This window comes from Marinobacter sp. MIT930201 (assembly GCF_047122665.1).
GTDB classification, from domain to species: Bacteria; Pseudomonadota; Gammaproteobacteria; order Pseudomonadales; family Oleiphilaceae; genus Marinobacter; species Marinobacter salarius.
Window position 1 is genome coordinate 590462 of sequence record NZ_CP138916.1, and the last position, 18961, is coordinate 609422.

Annotated in this window: 16 protein-coding genes and 1 pseudogene; 6 read left to right on the top strand and 11 right to left on the bottom strand. The window is 49.8% G+C overall.

Annotated elements, in window-relative coordinates:
- Positions 1-131: 131 nt before the first annotated feature.
- From SIC19_RS02815 to SIC19_RS02825, 3 genes are all read left to right on the top strand, one after another.
- Positions 132-1034: an alpha/beta hydrolase gene (locus SIC19_RS02815; protein ID WP_273623710.1), complete on the top strand. Its 903-nt coding sequence runs from the start codon at positions 132-134 to the stop codon at positions 1032-1034.
- 116 nt (positions 1035-1150) lie between these two features.
- Positions 1151-2773: a flavin-containing monooxygenase gene (locus tag SIC19_RS02820; RefSeq protein ID WP_273623712.1), complete on the top strand. Its 1623-nt coding sequence runs from the start codon at positions 1151-1153 to the stop codon at positions 2771-2773.
- A 78-nt stretch (positions 2774-2851) separates the two neighbouring features.
- Entirely contained in the window at positions 2852-3610 is a 759-nt protein-coding gene (locus tag SIC19_RS02825; protein WP_412535571.1) for a glucose 1-dehydrogenase, read from the top strand.
- A gap of 1410 nt (positions 3611-5020) precedes the next feature.
- Here the strand turns inward: SIC19_RS02825 and SIC19_RS02830 are convergent.
- From SIC19_RS02830 to SIC19_RS02840, 3 genes are all read right to left on the bottom strand, one after another.
- Complete coding sequence (locus SIC19_RS02830; protein WP_219496153.1) at positions 5021-6208, bottom strand: DcaP family trimeric outer membrane transporter; 1188 nt, start codon at positions 6206-6208, stop codon at positions 5021-5023.
- A 346-nt stretch (positions 6209-6554) separates the two neighbouring features.
- Positions 6555-7466 (bottom strand): helix-turn-helix transcriptional regulator, encoded by a 912-nt coding sequence (locus SIC19_RS02835; RefSeq protein WP_219496157.1) that lies wholly within the window; start codon positions 7464-7466, stop codon positions 6555-6557.
- Between the two features lie 102 nt (positions 7467-7568).
- The gene (locus SIC19_RS02840; protein WP_219496158.1) at positions 7569-8999 is read right to left on the bottom strand and encodes an NAD-dependent succinate-semialdehyde dehydrogenase; all 1431 of its coding nucleotides are present in this window, start codon (positions 8997-8999) and stop codon (positions 7569-7571) included.
- A 496-nt stretch (positions 9000-9495) separates the two neighbouring features.
- Here SIC19_RS02840 and SIC19_RS02845 point away from each other — a divergent pair, with 496 nt between their 5' ends.
- Together SIC19_RS02845 and pcaF are read left to right on the top strand one after the other, a co-directional pair.
- Positions 9496-10452 carry a LysR family transcriptional regulator gene (locus SIC19_RS02845; RefSeq protein ID WP_219496160.1) on the top strand — a complete coding sequence of 319 codons (957 nt, stop codon included), beginning with the start codon at positions 9496-9498 and terminating at the stop codon, positions 10450-10452.
- Between the two features lie 161 nt (positions 10453-10613).
- Complete coding sequence (pcaF, locus tag SIC19_RS02850) at positions 10614-11813, top strand: 3-oxoadipyl-CoA thiolase (protein WP_273623715.1); 1200 nt, start codon at positions 10614-10616, stop codon at positions 11811-11813.
- A 99-nt stretch (positions 11814-11912) separates the two neighbouring features.
- Here the strand turns inward: pcaF and SIC19_RS02855 are convergent.
- From SIC19_RS02855 to SIC19_RS02890, 8 genes and pseudogenes are all read right to left on the bottom strand, one after another.
- Positions 11913-12059 (bottom strand): annotated as a pseudogene (locus tag SIC19_RS02855) (acyl-CoA dehydrogenase); the annotation flags it as partial.
- Between the two features lie 206 nt (positions 12060-12265).
- Positions 12266-12793: a hypothetical protein gene (locus tag SIC19_RS02860; protein ID WP_228744612.1), complete on the bottom strand. Its 528-nt coding sequence runs from the start codon at positions 12791-12793 to the stop codon at positions 12266-12268.
- A 93-nt stretch (positions 12794-12886) separates the two neighbouring features.
- Entirely contained in the window at positions 12887-13093 is a 207-nt protein-coding gene (locus SIC19_RS02865) for a DUF1780 domain-containing protein (protein ID WP_219496164.1), read from the bottom strand.
- Between the two features lie 87 nt (positions 13094-13180).
- Entirely contained in the window at positions 13181-13759 is a 579-nt protein-coding gene (locus SIC19_RS02870; protein WP_219496166.1) for a hypothetical protein, read from the bottom strand.
- Between the two features lie 163 nt (positions 13760-13922).
- Positions 13923-15749, bottom strand: coding sequence for an AAA family ATPase (locus SIC19_RS02875; RefSeq protein ID WP_219496168.1), 1827 nt, complete (start codon positions 15747-15749; stop codon positions 13923-13925).
- On the bottom strand, positions 15746-16237 hold the full coding sequence (locus SIC19_RS02880) for an ABC-three component system middle component 2 (protein ID WP_219496171.1): 492 nt from the start codon (positions 16235-16237) through the stop codon (positions 15746-15748). The genes SIC19_RS02875 and SIC19_RS02880 overlap by 4 nt, the downstream gene beginning before the upstream one ends.
- Positions 16230-17327 carry an ABC-three component system protein gene (locus SIC19_RS02885; RefSeq protein ID WP_219496173.1) on the bottom strand — a complete coding sequence of 366 codons (1098 nt, stop codon included), beginning with the start codon at positions 17325-17327 and terminating at the stop codon, positions 16230-16232. The genes SIC19_RS02880 and SIC19_RS02885 overlap by 8 nt, the downstream gene beginning before the upstream one ends.
- Before the next feature lie 169 nt (positions 17328-17496).
- Positions 17497-18123, bottom strand: coding sequence for a hypothetical protein (locus tag SIC19_RS02890; protein WP_219496175.1), 627 nt, complete (start codon positions 18121-18123; stop codon positions 17497-17499).
- 579 nt (positions 18124-18702) lie between these two features.
- On the opposite strand from SIC19_RS02890, the gene SIC19_RS02895 reads away from it, so the two are divergent.
- Positions 18703-18894 carry a hypothetical protein gene (locus SIC19_RS02895; protein WP_219496177.1) on the top strand — a complete coding sequence of 64 codons (192 nt, stop codon included), beginning with the start codon at positions 18703-18705 and terminating at the stop codon, positions 18892-18894.
- The last annotated feature ends 67 nt before the right edge of the window (positions 18895-18961 follow it).

The window sequence follows — 18961 nt, forward strand, 5'->3', positions numbered from 1 at the left end:
TACTCAGACTTGGCCGGGATTTAATCTGCAGTTGAAAGTCTTCAGCACCAGCGTAATCCGCAAGTCGCAATCTTTTATGTAAGGGGCTGAAAGACGTTGTATTCATCAGCAAAAAACCAAGAGGAAAAACAATGACAATTAGCAACGAATCCAATGTCTTGCGCGACCTTTATCAGGATTGGACCAATCGAATGACTGCCAATCCTGATCTTTCCATTGAAAACCTGCGCAGCATGTTTGATGAATGGGGCCAGCCTGCTCTGGAACCGGAAAACGTTCGCTATAAGAGCGACCATATTGGCGGCGTGGAAGCCATCTGGGCATTGCCAGACGGTGCGGATAGCTCACGCGCCATCATTTACACACATGGTGGCGGCTTCGCTGTGGGGTCCGCAGACAGCCATCGTAAAATGGCCGGCCACCTTGCCAAGGCCCTTAAAGTTCAGGCCGTAATTCTCCACTACCGCCGAGCACCGGAACATCCGTTTCCTGCCCAGATTGAGGACGCTGTATCCGCTTACAAAGCGTTGCTGGACCAAGGCTACAAAGCAGACAACCTGATCAACGCAGGCGATAGCGCCGGAGGCAATCTGGCCATTGCCAGCGTGCTCAAGTTCCGTGATCTGGGGCTTTCCCTACCAGGGGCGGTGATCGCCTATTCTCCGTGGCTCGACATGGCGCTGCGCGGCGCCACTCTGGAATCCAATGCTTCAACCGATGCACTCGTTGGAAAGCCAATCCTGGAGGGCATGGCGGGCATGTTTCTCGGCGACAAAACCGATCCACTCGATCCATTAGCCAATCCGTTGGAAAACGATTTCGCCGGTTTCCCGCCGCTTTATATCACCGCTGGAGGCGCCGAAACGCTGCTTAGCGATTCAGAAACCCTTTACGCCAAGGCCAAAGACCAGGGTGTAAAAGCTGTGCTTTCTGTGGTGCCTGGCATGCAGCACGTGTTTCCCGCTCTCTCGGGCCGTGCACCGGAAGCAAACGAGGAGCTGGATCGTATCGCCGATTGGTATCGGAACCTCTGATACCTCTTAACCCGCGCCGGTAATTGCCGGCGCGGGCATACCCTGAATTAACAACAAACGAAGCAACGGGGCGCTTCTTGCTCCGTGGATGAATTGTGTTCGAAGAGGAAACTCACATGAACGAGAAAACCACAAACACAAGAACCGAGACCCCTGATTTTGACGCCGTTGTAGTCGGCGCAGGATTCGGAGGGCTCTATGCCGTTCACAAACTGCGGGATGAACAAGGGCTGAAAGTTCAGGCCTACGACAACGCCAGCGACGTTGGTGGCACCTGGTACTGGAATCGCTATCCTGGTGCGTTATCAGATACCGAGAGCTTCTGCTATCGATTCTCCTTCGACAAGGAGGGATTGAAAAACGCCCGGTGGAAGAACCGCTATCTGACGCAGCCCGAAGTTCTGGACTATCTGAACGATGTGGCTGACCGTTACGACCTTCGGCGCAGCTACCAGTTCCACACCAAGGTAACCGCTGCCCATTTCGACGAATCTACCCAACTCTGGCGAGTCTGGACAGACAAAGATCAGGTGGTTACCGCAAAATATCTGGTAACCGGCCTGGGCCTTCTGTCAGCAACCAACAAACCGCTTTTCGATGGAATGGACACGTTCAAAGGCGAAATCATTCACACCGGTGCATGGCCTGAAGGAACGGATCTCTCCGGACAGCGAGTGGGCGTTGTCGGCACAGGTTCTACCGGGGTCCAGGTTATCATTGCGATGGCCGAAACTGCAGAACACCTGACCGTATTTCAACGGTCTCCACAGTACGTGGTACCGATTGGAAACTGGCCCGAAAGTGAGGAGAAAATTCAGGAATACAAAGCAAACTATGACGCTATCTGGGATCAGGTGAAGTCGTCTGCTGTTGCCTTCGGCTTTGAAGAGAGCACTGTGCCTGCCACCTCAGTCTCGGAAGAAGAACGTGAACGCGTCTTCGAGGAAATCTGGAACAAAGGCGGTGGCTTCCGGTTCATGTTCGAAACATTTTCGGATATTGCAACAGACCAGGAGGCTAACGACGCTGCAGCAAACTTTATAAAGCGGAAAATTGCTCAGATCGTAAAGGATCCCGATACCGCCAAAAAACTGATGCCCAGTGATCTCTACGCCAAGCGTCCCCTGTGTGGCAATCACTACTACGAGGTGTATAACCGCGATAACGTATCCCTGGAAGATGTTAAAGCCGATCCAATTTCAAAGTTCACGGAAAACGGCATTCTCCTTGAAAGCGGCAAGGAGATTGAGCTGGACGCAGTGATCTTTGCCACAGGCTTCGATGCCGTAGAGGGAAACTACACTCGAATCGATCTTAAGGGCCGCAATGACGTCACCATTCAGGATAAATGGAAAGACGGCCCCTTGGGCTATTTGGGGGTAATGGAAGCAGATTTCCCCAACTTCTTCATGATTCTGGGGCCGAACGGTCCCTTCACCAACCTTGTCCCAAGCATTGAGACCCAGGTTGAGTGGATTTCCGATACGATTGCACTGACTGAACGGAACGGCCATAAGACCATCGAACCGAAACCCGAGGCACAGGAAGCCTGGGTACACACCTGCCAATCGATTGCCAATATGACACTTTTTCCCAAAGCCCAATCATGGATCTTCGGGGCGAATATCCCGGGCAAGAAAAATACCGTCCGTTTCTACATGGCCGGGCTTGGCGCCTACCGGCAAGAGCTTCAGGCCGTCGTTGAAGACAACTATTCGACGCTCGAATTCGACAGCTGAGCAACGCATATCAACTACGGAAGGGGGTGGTTAACAAAACTACCGCCCTTCTGTCACCTGAGCAGACTCAAGGAAAAAATGATGAAACGAGTAACTGGAAAGGTTGCCTTGGTTACCGGTGGTGCCATGGGGATGGGGAAATCACACTCGGAACTACTGGCTGCTGAGGGAGCAAAAGTATTCGTCTGTGACATTGACGTGGAAAACGGCAATCAGGTCGTGGAAGCAATTCGCGGCCAAGGAGGAGATGCTGAGTTTTTGCGACTGGACGTGTCCAGTGAAGCTGACTGGAAGGCTGCGATCAAATCAATCAAAGAAAAGGCCGACAGGCTGGACATCCTTGTCAACAACGCAGGAACACTCATTCTCAAACCAGTCCATGAGACCAGTAACGAAGAATGGGATCGCACGTTCGATATAAACGTACGTGGAACCTTTCTCGGCATTCGGGAAGCCGTGCCTCTCATGCAGGAAAGTACCGGCGGCTCAATTATCAATATTTCATCCATTTATGGCATCGTCGGCGCGCCAAGCGCTGGCGCGTACATCGCATCAAAGGGCGCTGTACGCCTGATGACCAAGTCCTGCGCCGTGGACCTCGCAGACTTTAATATCCGCGTCAATTCCGTGCACCCCGGGGTGATCGATACGCCCATGACCAAGGATTTGCTACACGCGGATGAAGAAACCCGTAAAGCACTTCTTGGCCCCACGCTCATGAACCGACCCAGCACACCTGACGAGGTATCAAAAGCGGTGCTGTTTCTCGCATCCGACGAATCATCCTTCGTACATGGCGCAGAAATCGTTGTGGATGGAGGATATACCGCGAATTGATTGAACTTCCATCAGAGCCTGCTTCTACCCGAAGCAGGCCCCTTCCGGCCGTATATCAATCTTCAAATAGGGGCCGGTCATAGAAATGAGTACAATAGTAAGTAGGGCAAGAAGTGGCAACAAGTTGCGGGAGAACTTCGAAGTACTAATATTAAAGATCAATAAGATAGTTACTTTTCTGAGCGGGCTCGCCATGGCCCTAATGATGATACATCTCAGCCTGGATATTCTAGTCCGATTTCTGTTCAACACCCCCTGCCCGAAACTATCACCATAGTTGCTTACTACTGCATGCTCATCGCCAGCTTCCCGCCACTGGCGTACGCCGAGCAGATCAACTCGTCGATCGCCGTGGAAATACTGGCCACGAAGTTCTCTCGGAAAACTCAAAACCGCGTGAACGAATGGATCTACATGTTGATCAGTACAACCGTATTTATGATGACCATCTGAGCCCTCAAAGGAGCCTTGAGTAACCACCGGTCCAACACGTCGTGCTACAAAGTAAAGTATCCGGTAAAAAGAGCTACGCTTATTCCCGGGCCATTCTTGAGCATGTAATGCTCAACCGCCCGGAATGTCAGAAAGAATTCGCGTCAAACAACCAGGTTTTTACCTCGGCTGTATCTAAAACCGCTTATGTAATGTTCTGTAATGGTCCAGTAAATACGGTTGAAGAATTAAACGGCAAGGGCTTGCGAATATCTGGCGCTTCCTAGCGCTCGCTGGGCGAACAACTTCGGGGGATCACCGATGGCAATCCTGGTAAATGAAGTTTATGCAACACTCGAGCAAGGTGTTGTGGATTAAGGATTGCACCTTCCGATCACCCATAGAACTGAACAATTTCAATCTCCATGATGTTGTCGAAAATATTACTATCGACGCGCCAGGCGGTCTATATGCCGCAGGGAGGGGGAGGGGGCAGCAACTTTTCGTGACACGTGGAATCGTTTCAACACCAAAGAAAAGGAAGGTCTGCTGAAAGACGGATCGATTATGGCTGTCTATGTTACCTTCCTCTATCAACAACAAGCCGATAGCGACATTATTAAAGCAAAATAAAAGGCATTAACATGCTGAGGCCAGAAGGTGATCTCCTCTAAAAATCAATATTTTATGAAATTAAATCTGAAGTTCACTCCGGAATTCTACGAAGATGAGTAGAACATTGATGGGGCGAGAACTAAGAAGCTTGCAGGCAAGATGTCCGAACTGGTAGAAAAATAGAACGGACTTGTTGGGAATATCGAGACAGCAAATTAATTGGCTGAGCTTTATTATGATGAAGCTAATTCGAGATTTTATCCTGCTACTTATGGGAAAAGAAAGATGCCACTGATCCATACAGAAAAAAGCCCCGACATAGAGTCGGGGCAACTAGGGGCACAACAACGCTTAAATCAATGTTCAGAAAGTGTATTTAGCCATCGCCTGAAGACGTGTCGCCTTCCCTTCACGCCCCCCCACCAACTCTCGGGTATGGTGGCTAACTTCAATACCGTAATCGACATTCTCAACGGGCGACCACAGGTAGTTCAAATAAAGGCTCGTGTTTTGTTCGCCCTCATTGCTAACGTCAACATTTTTTATGTCGTCCAGATCAGCTTCGGACACACCATAGGCCAGGTTTGCTAAACCAGGACCAACAGCCACGGATATTCCAAGAGTACCGCCAACGGCTTCGATAGCTTCGAGTTTGGCAGTAACAGGGTCGTAGTAGGCCGGCGCAGCCGGGTTTAACCACAGGTAACCACCAACACCTTCACCGTAGACTACTGCACCTTGCAGGCTCACCCTTGATGAAACAGGCATTTTTCCCGAGAAGGTGACACCATAACCGAATTCGTCTTCTTCCCGATCAGCAGCGGCATCATAAGCAGTTAACTTCCGCAACACGGCTCCTAAGGAATAGTTCATACTGCCCAGAGCATCGTCATATCTGAGAGTCAGATCTGGAAGGCTACTCTTGATTTCGACGGTCTCTTCCATTTCATAGGCTCGGCCTCCTTGCTTGTCAGCCTCCTCTAAAGCTATCGAGAGCCCCCCTGTTGAGTAACGAATCTGCGCCTGACGGTCCAGGTTTGTTTGTCCTACCTGACCGGTGAAATCAATGCTCGGCGTGTAACCAAGAAACGTCGAAAAGTTCGTTTCGGTTTGACCTGCAAGAATGCCATTCCATGTACCGTACCCCTGCCGGAGTCGAAAGGTCCCGCCAGGCCCATAAAAATCACCTTCAACCCGGGTCTCGATATTTCCGAGCTCGCTAGGAGTAATGGTTGAAATGCCGATCCTGGACTCTAAGGCGTGTGCGTCAAAATGACCATCGGGGCCATTTGTATCGTCAAGCCTGATATTCTGGTGGATAATCGAAATACCCAGAGGCGAATCGAAATCATAGATGAGGTCAAGCTTTGCGTAACCATACAGCGTAAGGTTTGTGTCGCCCACTGTGATACTTTCAGAAAATGCCGGGAGGGATACTGTCGCCAATAAAATTACACCCGGCAGTTTCAATTTCGCCATCTTAAAATAGCTACGATTCGTTTTGTTACTGAATTTATCAGCAGTACTATTGTTTATATTTTCCTGGATCATCTGGCTTTTCCTTTGTTGATTTTTTATAAAACCAACTCAAATGATCCTGATATATACCTTTGAAATATTGAATGTATTTATTGTTTTTTTGAACCATAAGATAAATAAACCAATTAAATTAAATGGCATTTAAAAAATTTTTAAATTTTTGACAATGATTACAACCAAAATATAAACCGAAATTACTGCATAGCAATTCCACATGAAAATACATGCAACCACGGGATCGGGGAAGTTCATATGGGAGTGAGGTGGTTCCGGAAAATCAGCCAGGCATAAAAACGATGCGCGACTCACTCTTCAAGCAGAGAGTCGGGCATCTAAGGTAAATATATTGATCGGCAATTCAACAAAATTCAGTTAGTTTCGTCTTATTCCTGTATCTGTTAGGCGTTGTAGAAAATTTGTTCTTGAACAGACGCGTCAGATGGCTCTGATCGGAAAAACCACACTCCATTGCAATTACCTTGATCGGTATATCCATCGGCGACTCTAGCATCGCCTTCGCCATTTCCAGCCTCCGCTGAAGAATATAGGCGTGTGGAGGCATACCAAACGCATTTCTGAACAGGCGAATAAAGTACGAATTACTAAATCCCGAGATTTCCGCCAAATCATCGATACTTATACATTGGTCAAGGTTTTCAACAATATATTCTTCAATCGTTTTTTGCTTTGAAACAGGCATACTTCGATCAACCTGAATTTCACGAAGCTTGCATTGAGAATATTCCCTGATCAGATGGATACATATCTGAGTCTCAATGGTTTCCGCATATAGTTGACCACCGAGACTTTCACCCAGGCACTCCCGTTCGTATGACTTCATCAACTCAGCCAGTGTGGCATCCTGAGAAACCGCTCTATGATCGATATTCAAGCTGTCAATATCTTTCTCAAAGAGATCATTAGCGACTTTTTTAATAGCAAACTCGGAGACATAAACGTGTGAGACCTGAATATCATTTGTCCAGAACCATCGAGATGGCTCTCCACGCGCCAGAATTGTCACGCTATCGGTACGAGCGTCCTGATTTGCCCACTTACCCGAATGGAAGAAACCAAGATTCTCAGGCGGAGACTCCCACCTGACCAGCATGTAATCTCGCATTTCAGGAATATAAACTTCAGTTTTATCGAACCGATAGTTTCTCATCGAAAGCCGATTTTTCAGCGAACTTTCTACAGTACCGTCACAGATTACCTGCCCAGGTATAACATTAAGAATGTCATTTGGTGCTAACAAGTTGCTGGTCATTAACGGTCTCCTTTTTGTTTTTGATCGAAAGACCCGAAGATAAAATTAAGTTTATAACCATTTAACTCAAAGAAAACTCATACTCTTGGCTCTCAACCGAAATCAGCTCATCTGAGTCACAAACTTGGTAGCCAGATAACTATCAAAGGTCTCACTGCCACCTTCCCTACCATAGCCGCTTTCCTTGACGCCTCCAAAGGGAGTTTCCGCCAACGCCAGCCCTATGTGGTTCACAGAGACCATACCGACTTCCAGGCCATTGGTAATACGATGGGCATTGCTAACAGATGAGGTGTACGCATAGGCAGCCAACCCGAAGGACAACCGGTTAGCTCGTTCCAGCACTTCGGTGATGCTGTCGAACGGCACAAAACCTGCAATTGGGCCAAAGGGTTCATCATTCATGAACATCGCATCATCAGGAACATCTTTGAGAACCGTTGGTGGATAAAAGTTCCCCGCGCCAGACGGCGTCTCACCGCCCGTCACCAACACGCCGCCCTTCTGGCAAGCGTCGTCAACTAACTTTTGCATCTCCCCTACCCTACGGGATTGGGCCAGAGGCCCCATCGTTGTGGAGTCATCGGACCCACATCCCACTTTGATTTTCTTTGCCTCTTCGGAAAACCTGGAGACAAAATCGTTGTAGATATTCCGCTGAACGAAGAACCGGGTCGGACAGATACAAATCTGCCCCGCGTTCCGAAACTTGAATCCGGCCAAGTCTTTAACGGCTTTGTCGATATCTGCGTCGTCACAAACAATGACCGGCGCGTGACCGCCAAGCTCCATGGTGCAACGTTTCATGTTGGCTCCGGCAAGTGACGCCAGCTTCCGACCGACCGGCGTAGAGCCAGTAAAGCTGATCTTCTGGACGATCGGCGACCTGATCAAGTACTCGGAAATCATGCCAGAGTCACCAGATACGACGTTAAAAACGCCCTTTGGCAAACCTGCATCATGGAATATTTGTGCCATCAGCATCACGGAGGCAGGGGTGTCGCTTGACCCTTTAAGAATAACCGTACAGCCCGCGCCAATGGCAGCGACAACTTTGCGGAAAGCCTGACTGAAAGGAAAATTCCACGGCGAGAAAGCAACGCACACTCCTATCGGTTCCTTAAGTGCGGTTTGTTGTACATTCGATTTTCGTGAAGGAATGATACGACCATATATTCTGCGGCATTCCTCCGCGTGCCATTCAGCATGCTCAGCACAGGACAAGACCTCGCCAATGGCTTCGCGAACCGGCTTCCCTTGTTCCAACGTGAGTACCCGACCCGTGTTCTCTGCTCTTTCTCGAATAAGTTCTGCCACCTTCCGTAAAATCCGGGAACGCCCCACGGCGGGTTCCTTCTTCCACAAACGAAAGGCTTGTTCCGACGATTCCAGCGCCCGGTCCAGGTCACTTTCACTTGCATAAGGTAGCGTGGCCAAAACCTCATTATTGGAGGGATTCATGACCGACTGGCTGGATTCACCATTCCCGTCCACAAACTGACCACCGATGTACATCTTGAGATTGGGATACATATTGCTTCTCCGTCTTTTTTTGGCTCTTCTCCCGCCCCACAAGCGCTTGTCTCGCGCCAGCAACAACGTGCTTCAGCAGACCAAAGCACTCACATTCGTGATTTGCTTTCTTCACGTCGATGGGGAGTACGTTTGAAAAGGGGTAGCGCAACCCTCAAAGAAATCCGCGCGGGCTGATTCGAACGATTTCTACGGCCCTAACCTTTCTTCCTCACAATACTGCACATGATGCAAGGGTTACCTGATAGCGTCTTGAAGCAATTTGTCCGCTAATTGAATAAAAATGACAAAGATCAAAAAAGCCAAACGCCGCGACTAAGACCAAAGCAAAACAGAGAACGCATAAACCAATGTTTCTATTATCGTTTTTAATGACCTTGTTTGAAACGCGATCAGTATCGTTTTTTTCTATATTTCCTAGTGATCGTTGGTATAGCTTAAAGAACGGCTCGCAATCAGCGAGATACGGGATCTAACAATAAGTGATCAACACTGTATGGCTTCCAACCTCAAGATTGATCTTCGCCAACTGAACAGCTTTCTTACCATTGCCGAGAGAGGTAGTTTCAGTCGCGCCTCGGAGGCGCTATTCATTGCACAACCGGCTTTAAGCCGCCAAATTAGATTGCTTGAAGAAGCCCTGGATGCTGAGCTGTTTGTTCGCCATGGGCGGGGTGTTCTGCTAACGACCGCAGGAGAAGTTCTTTATGAACGCGCCAAAGGCCTGCTTCAGGATACAGAACAGCTTCAAGCAGATGTGGCGGCAGTCTCTGGAACCGTAACCGGTCAGGTGAAGCTCGGATTGCTACCAACTATCTCCAACGAATTGGCAACGATGATCGTCAAACAGTTCCGCACACTTTATCCACGTGTAAATCTCGCGGTGAGATCAGCCATGAGCGGCACGCTGCAGCAAATGGTTTCTCAGCAAAAGCTGGATCTGGTGATCACCTATGATCAAAGCAAGCATAAGAACTCGCGCCATACCCCACTTATTGACGAGCGTTTTTTCCTGATTGCTCCACCGAACACTGAAATCTCGAAACGGGACACTGTGAATCTTGACGAAGTTCTCAATCTACCGCTGATCCTACCCGAAGAAAAACATGGCTTGAGAGCGCGAATGGAAAAGGAAGCGATGCAAAGGGGCAAAAAGATCAACCTGGCCTTTGAGGTCAGTGCGTGGCCGCTTCTAAGCGAGATGATCAAGCAGCAGCTTGGTTATACCATTTTGTCCTCTGCCACTGTCAATGAAATGGTGGAACGTGGAGAGGTTGTTGCCGTCCCTATCGTTAAACCTGAACTATACCGTTCTCTGGCGATAGCTACTCCAGGCAACCGGCCCACTTCAATCGCTGTCAGAAAGTTGATTGAGGTGATTTTCTATCAAGTCACACAACACGTCGAATCCGGGCGATGGAGCGGCAAGCTGCTATTTGAAAAACGCCGTTGATTACCAATCCTCTCTCAACCAATGACATATACATTTTTTAGATGCCTTTTATGCCAATCATATAATTGTGACACCCACTTGCAACCTGTAAGTTGGGCGGCCAGAAATGATTACATAGGTCCCCACTTGATCTGCTTCCGGCGGAATGAGGTTTCCAACTGATGAATGTTTTTATTTGCCATCCCCGCCGCTCGGCTATCGGCCGCTTCGGCGGCACCCTGGCCAGCGTTCGCCCTGATGACCTGGCGGCCCACATCTTCAAAGCCGTGCTTGAGCAGGCTCCGGAACTGGACCCGGTCGCCATTGACGAAGTGATGATGGGCTCCGCCAACCAGGCAGGTGAAGACAACCGCAACGTGGCAAGGATGTCTGCCCTGCTGGCCGGCTTGCCTACGTCGGTTCCCGGCACCACTCTCAATCGTCTGTGCGGCTCCGGCATGGATGCCGTGGGCTCGGCTTTTCGCGCCATCCGCGCCGGTGAAATGGATTTGGTACTGGCCGGCGGCGTGGAATCCATGTCTCGCGCGCCCTACGTGATGGGCAAGGCCGACAGCGCCTTTTCCCGTAGCCAGAAGATTGAGGACACCACCATTGGCTGGCGATTTGTGAACCCGCTGATGAAAAAGCAATACGGCATCGACTCCATGCCGGAAACGGCAGAGAACGTGGCCGAGCAATACAAAGTGTCACGTGAAGATCAGGACCTGTTCGCCTTCCGTTCCCAGGAGAAGACGGCCCGAGCCCAGAAGGAAGGACGCTTCGCCGAAGAAATCGTGCCGGTGTCCATTCCGCGCCGGAAACAGGACCCACTGGTATTCGACACCGACGAGCATCCCCGCGAAAGCACGCTCGAGAAACTTGCTGCCCTGCCCACGCCCTTCCGTGAGAATGGCAGCGTGACCGCTGGTAATGCCTCCGGCGTCAACGACGGCGCCGCCGCCATGCTGGTTGCCAGCGAAACCGCGGTAAAACAGCAGGGCCTCAAGCCCATGGCAAAAATCCTCGGTATGGCCACTGCCGGCGTGGAACCGCGCATCATGGGCATCGGCCCGGTACCCGCCGTCCGCAAATTGCTGGAAAAGCAGAACATCAGTATCGACGACATCGACGTAATCGAACTTAACGAGGCCTTTGCCGCCCAGGGCCTCGCGGTCCTGCGTGAGCTCGGCATTGCTGATGACGATACCCGGGTGAACCCAAACGGCGGCGCCATTGCCCTTGGCCACCCGCTGGGCATGTCTGGCGCCCGCCTGCTGATGACCGCCGCCCACCAACTGCAGCGCACCGGTGGCCGTTACGCCCTGTGCACCATGTGTGTGGGTGTGGGCCAGGGTATTGCTACACTGATTGAACGGGTTTGAAATTTAGCTAATGGGCCTGCCGTTGAGGACTGGCCCATTTCCACCCTGACCCATTCAACGACTTGCCTTTCCATCAGCCATTATTAGATGGAGGCATCATCAGAAAAACGCCTGAATCCCGGTCTGGGCTGGACCCAGAATCAAGGCGTGAACATCGTGGGTGCCTTCATAGGTATTCACCACTTCCAGATTCACCAGGTGTCGCGCCACCCCAAATTCATTAATGATGCCGTTACCCCCGAGCACCACTGAAAATGATTGCCGACTTCCTAGAGAAGCAGCGCAATCGACCAAAGTCGGAATAAAACTGACCGAAAAGTGGGGGCGCGAATTTTCGCTTTTGTTTAGCTGAGTCCGGAGTGTGCCCTGGTCGCAACGCGAACATTCAGATTGGACAGGTAACGCGGAGCGAAGCGACGGCCCAATAGGGATCTCCCGTCTTGCGCTCCTTGTTACGTTTTCTCTCCCTCAGGAAAGAGCTGATTAATAAAGTCCGCACAAACTGCAATGTGATGAATACAGTCCCCGATCAACATCGATGAGCCGTGAGCTTGAGAGTTTCGCAGATGAGGAATGCCTTTCAGCATCGCTGTGCACCACTCGTTGGCCGGCGACGGATTTTCAATGTGGCGGAATCCCGCGTCAGAGATCCAACCATTCTGAAGCGCGATACGGAGAAGTTTGCCCAACATCATATGCTTTTCAGGTTTCGCTTTAAGTTTCAGAGCATGCTCGATCACGGTATAGGTTTTCAAATGCACTTCTGGAGCCAGTGCATAAAAATAGTAGCTATAAAGTGCCATGTTTCTTGCGACATTAAATTGACCCTTAATCTCATCCGGGACTTCGTGGTTCAGATGCTCTTGCGACAACAAATCGTGCATTTTTTCCAGGCTAGGAACACCACCACAGACAGCACCCATTAAACGATGCTTTTCGTCCATTTCGGTTAGCTCGTCGAGGCTTTTGAGTTGCTCCATAACCCATTATTCCTTACAAATAACATCGCCTATAAAAAATGTTCTTGGCGCCAGAGTATAACGGACGACGTGATTCACTTGTTGAACACTGTTTCAGTCCCAAACCTTGTGACGGATATTCCCGACAACTTCGCGCAACCATTGGGGCGCTTCCTCGCTTGCGTATAAGCAGCACGCGATCTGACCTTTCACAAACGGTACAGACCTACACCCAAAATCTTGGATCTCGGAAACATCCGTGTAGGGCTCTTCATAAACTCCAAAGACATGTTTCAAGTTCACATAAAACAGGAGATCCATCGACTTACGATCTCTGTGCGCGTATTTGGAATTAGCTTTTGGCTTCTGCCCAGCAGCGTTTGATTATACGGACGCCCCTGTAGCCACCTAGATCTTCGCCGGTTTGAGTTGCTGGAAGAAAACCAAAAGTCTCTCCAAAGAGTTCACCAAGTTTTGCTCCTCAGCCTCAACATCTTCCCAGGTTCGACCAAAACTAGCATACAAGTGGATATCATTTCGCTTTCCGTGAATACGCTTTAAATCAGGCAAGATCGCAGTAATTTCTGGACCGTGGACTCCATGATTCTCCCAAGCATAAATAACCGAGCCAAAGGTTCGGTGCTTCGGGTCTTTTTTCATCAATTTCTTCAAATTGCGGTTTTCTGCGTGGGCCCTCATTGCGCATTCGACGATGGATGCCCCAACGACAATGCTACTCGACACAGCGCCAGCTCTAGTCGAAAGGCTTAAAGGGGTGGGCGTATGCCAATGTGGACGTTCTGCTGGTACCTCCGACCAGCTTTGGAGGCGCCCAATTATCATGTCTTTCAAAAAACTGTAGTACTGATGCGCTTCCGCTATGGCATTAACAGCTTCTTGATCCGGCACGTCACGCCAGAGCATTCGTAGACGACCCAATTCCTGAAGCTGATATTCCGGTTGTGAAAAATCAAACCATCGAGACATAGATAAAGCTCACAACATTCTGGTCAAATAAAACGTTAGCTGGTCGTATAACGCATCGGCTCTTCGGAGTGCCGGAGCGCCAGCACAGGCGCGTCCGGCAATAGGCACTTGTTATGCCTCCCGAGGTCACAACTTAAAGTTCCGCAAGTAGCATCAATTAACCCTAGAGGAAACCTTTCCGACCATCATTTGGGTTGCCGGTGAACACTGTCATGCTTAGTCGGTCCAATACAGAATCGGGCGGATGCTGGTTTTCAACGATCACGATCTGGCTATCGCTACTGTGGTGGTCGACAAGATAAGCATAAAAGCTCTCTTTCAAATTTGTGCCCTGTAGTTGCCGATCTTCATCGCCTTCCGGCTTGAAATACGCAAGAAGCGGCGAGTCCAGCACAACAAAGCCAGGATGCGGCAGGTCGTTTTCGAGGCAATACTCCAGTAATGCGATACTTACCGCTGCGTGCGTAATAGCACGAAGCCCTTTGCCCCGACTACCTCGCGGCTTTCCATCGATGACAAAATCGGTCGTTTCCTTGTCGAAATGAACGAAGCAGTCACCTGGGAAATCCCATGCTTTCAGCAACTTGGCAATCCTGAGTGAAAAGTCATGCGCAACAGAGTCAGGTAGGCCGGAGACGACGGCGCCAGAGGAACCTGCTTCGCCTTCATCTTGCTCTAAAGCTATCCTACGCTCTTCGAGCTTCGCCGCTCTGGCGTATAGGTCGATCCCCCTCTGGACCTCTGCCCGCTTTTCAATAAGCTCCGAGAAAGATGCCCTTTCTTCACTCACAGTCGGCGCTACGGTTTCTTGAATCTGGGCGCTAACATTCTCGTACTCTCGATTTTTATCTAACAACTCTTGTTCTTGAGAGACTGCCTCGGACTTTAATTTAGCGACAGTCGCTTGGAGTTCGCCCTTTAGTCGCACTATCTTTGCAATTTCTGCGGTAGCTGCCTGAACGATCGCCTCAACGTCCCCATCGCAGGCAGCATCATGTTGCTGTGCTTGCGGTGATGCTCCGCAGAGTGGACAAGGAACCGATTCCACATGAGCGAACATCGCTCCGCTTTCCTGTATTGCCGTCAAACGTTCAATATCGACAGCATAGTGCTCAAGGAGAAGATCAAATCTAGCCAACAGATCGACAATTTCGTCTAATCGGTCCCGAATCGCCGTTCGAACATCCACCAATTCTCGTCGTTGCTCCAAAAGGGAATCAAGCTGGGATTGAATAGCCTTCAGATTTTCCCGGCGATGCTCGATAGTCTCGTCGAGGCGACCAATCTGTTCCTTAAGGTCGGCATCTTCTTCACCAAGGTCTGCAATTTCCTGTCTAATTTCGGCCAGCAGTTCATCAATCAGCTCGATTTGTTTTGCACTATCTGTTCCCCTCTGCGTTGTCTCAACAACATCGGAATCATCTACACCCGATAGAAGAAGCTTTATTGTCGCCAACTCGGCAGTTTTCAAAGTGTATTGACCACCCCAGAAGGGCGAGCCGATTTGCTGAATCTCGCCTTCTTGGACGATCACAAGTCTTGCCAGATTCCTGAAACTTAAACTCTGCGTTGTACCCTTCTTCTTGCTGCGCAATATGCGTTTTCCAAGAAGCCCGATTTTATCGAGAAGGAATCCCGAAACGTTGTCGGTTTTTCCGTGACTATGATCTTTTTTGAGGACTTCAACTGCGGCATCCTCATCGAGAAGGTTCCGAGCCTTGAAGTTTCCCCCAGAACTCGCGCGATAGAAGCGCCATTGCTCCCCTGAGGTCATATCAAGGTCGAATTGGATTTCACCGAATGGAGTTCGCTCTGGAATGCCTCTTAATTCGGATCCTCCAAGCATGAAATCAATCGATTCCGCGAGGAACGACTTCCCCGTATCCGATGCGCCGCAAATCACATTCACACCGTTCGAGAACGTCAACTCGGCCATTTTGTTGGGGCCGGAAAATGCGATCCGACGCAGTTGGAGGTACCTGTTGCTCATTGGTTACCTCGCGGTCTATCTATGATTTGGAACTGGGTGGACCAATTCTCAAACAACCGATGCATCGTTTGTCGAATCTCCGATGTTTCCACACCCGCGAACTGCTCGACCGCCCAATGCGCGCGCTCTTTTAGCCTCTGAGAATAGCTGGATGTTAGCGAGGCGAGAAAAGGCGCAGCGGCGTCTCCAGCGATGTAGTCGAAACCTTCCTCTGCGGGTATTTGCTGTATGAGGTTTCGGCTCATCATCAATAAAATGCCCTTTTCAATTAGCCCACGTCGGACTAGCAATTCTCCTGCTCTCATAGGCAGAGCTGCGTGAAGACTTTCAGGCCCATCGGCATCTTCGGAATGGACGACGAGATAATCCATTTCGACCAGTCTTTCGAGGTCGAAAGCTTCCGGATAGGCAGCGACCAGAATCTCTAGAGAGCGGATACCAGTTTCCAGTGGGCTGTTGAATGGTGCCGGGTGAGAGTGGTTAGTCATCGTCCATCATCCATTTGAGACGATCCTCATTCGCTAGCTGGTGGCAGATGCCCTGCCGATCCTGCGACTTGGTTGCTGACGCAAGTGGATTTGCCGTCAAAGCGACAGATGATGCCTGTGCCACTGTTGCTTTCATCCTTTCGTACCCGTTGGGATGGGTTGAGTCGGCAACATCTACGACGCCGTGAAAAATCTCGTCCTGAAGATTGTCGAATGTCCCTTCTGGCACAGTGTCTCTGGCAAAGTTTCTTAATGCTTCAGCATGATAGAAGCGCTCACGTTGCCTCCAGAAATTCTGTTCCAACGTGCTGTGTGCGGCGAGCGCGTTTATATCCTGGAGTGGGCTTCCCAAATGATCTCCATAAGCGTCAAGGAGCTGGCGGATATACCGGCTCTCGGATGTCGCAGGGACAGCGGGCGGCTCTTCGGGATCTGGCCTTGAAGGCAAACCACCGCCAAATCGGACTGCGTGAAACCCGGTATGACTATGCGCTTCAATCAGCTCAACATGTGATTTCGATGAAAATATCCTGAAATCAAAAGCGTCCACATATGACAGTAGTCTTCCGCTGAGCTCGATTTCCTTGGTTGAGGTGATTCCGCTTTTACAGTGCCCCTCCCAATTTTCTTTGAATTTTTCACGAAGCTCGGTCGGTTTATTTAGAAGTTTTTCTAATGTTGTTCCAACACCGAGGGATGCCACGAAATAATGCTTTCGTGGTGGTGTATATTCGCCGATATACGAGTAATAAATGATCTTCCCCAGTTCGACCCAAACATCGCTTGGTCGCAGTGGATTCGCGTAACGTTTACACTGATAATTGTCCCACATATCTTCAAATCCCTTATCAGTGCAAAAACCTGCGATATCGACGCCACAGTCGCCCGAGCCACCGAAGCGACGAACCTTGACATACGAGCCTTCAAGACTCGTTGCCCATTCCTCGATAAAGTCTTCCCAATCATCAGGACTAAAATTTTTGACGCGGATCGCCTTGGGAACGGGAATACCTGATTGCACATGAGCAGACGAAGGTGCAGCTGTTGGCAGCTTAGGCCTTATCTCCTTTAAATCGGTCTCGGCAATCATCCTATATGGCCCTTTTCCTCATAAGGTTCATGAACTTTCTGAGAACACAACAAACGATTAGCCCGGCGCTTCATTCTCCTTCGTGCATAACGTTTGCAGCATGCGCGCCCACGTAGTGAAGCCGAAAGCGCAATATAGTGGGCATCGCCGTACCTGCACTTTTTAGGGCTTAGCCTATGACGCTCTCCATTGTGGTAATTCCCCTAGCATCACGGTAGAAAGGTTTGCCAGCGTCATCGCACTTATCGATAAACTCTTGTACACAAGCGTTGTTCGAAAACAGCAAAATCACGTCGGATGTCTTGAAATTCAGCGCGTTCGGAATCCGCCACTCCCTCTCATGGGACCAATCTCGAATATTCTCTCTATCACTTAAATCAAAGTTGACAATGCGCCACCATTGGTCCCCGGGCAGATAAATTTTCGCTTCTGAAGTCCTGTCATAGACAACCGGTCTTCCGCCCTTTTCAAAAACGTACGTCTTTGAAAACATGACTCCGGTAGGATCATACCGTTTTTTTGCCCAAGTATTCTCTTCCCGAAAAGTTTGCTCGAACCAGCAATTCTGTCCAACCGCGCTGAGCGGCGCATCTTGAAAACAAACTGCGGGCGTGTCGCCAACGATAAAGCCTGAAAAGGTTGTACTGCCAATCAACTTCCCTGACTCAAGTATTTCAAATAGGGAATCGAGGGCCACCTGATCATCGCCCTTAGAGCGTGTTAGGTGAACTAATTCCGTGGTGAGATCACTTCTCTCAACGTGGCGCTTTCTCCATAACTCGAAATCGTATGCCATAGATTCCCTTTATTTACCACTTACAATAATTAGGCTGCGGGCTTGATCATTGCAGAAAGTTGACTGCGTCATGATTACTGACTTTGAACTATCAATGGCGCTGCGCATAAATTTATAAAACAACAGCTTAGCCGAGCATGACCGTCTCTGCCATGTAATCATTCAGCGTCTGCAACTTGCTCCCATCGTACTGGATGAAATGGCTGTGATCGGCTTTAAGGCTCTGGAGGAAAGACCTGAATCGAATGTTCGCTTTTGTTTAGGTGTCGCGTGGGATGCGTGACGGTCGCAAAGCGAGCCTTTCGCAGGGCCGCGCGAGCCCGTTACCTCCCACTCCGATTCACTGGAAGACCTGACGCCATGGGAATATTTGGGCAAACACCAAAGGGTGGAAAACTCTGATCAGCGGTGCAACTGAAATAGGGATGGTTACACAGCCATAGCCAGTCCCAGCACCGCCCACTGAACTGCAAATTCTGTTGTTTACAAAAAAGAACGCGAGTTGTCGCGACTCGTTTCGACAGTCAATTCACGTCTCTGTCATAGTTAGAGATTAAAGACTCGGGGTTGGAGATTTAGATGGGATTCTTTGGAGCGATCATAGTGGTCATGGTGCTTATTATGATCTACAACATATTCACAAAAAATGATTCAGAGACAGAAGAAACCAAGAGGCCTGGTAGCTTCTACTTAAACGAGCATCAGGCTGCCAGAGACGGGAAGATTCACCAGATCGATGACGATGACGGTGGTCCTGGCCACTACATGTGATCCTTCGGCCTGATGAAGAAAAGCCGGGGCGCTCTATGCTCCCGGCTCTGGCTCTAAGGGGACTAAG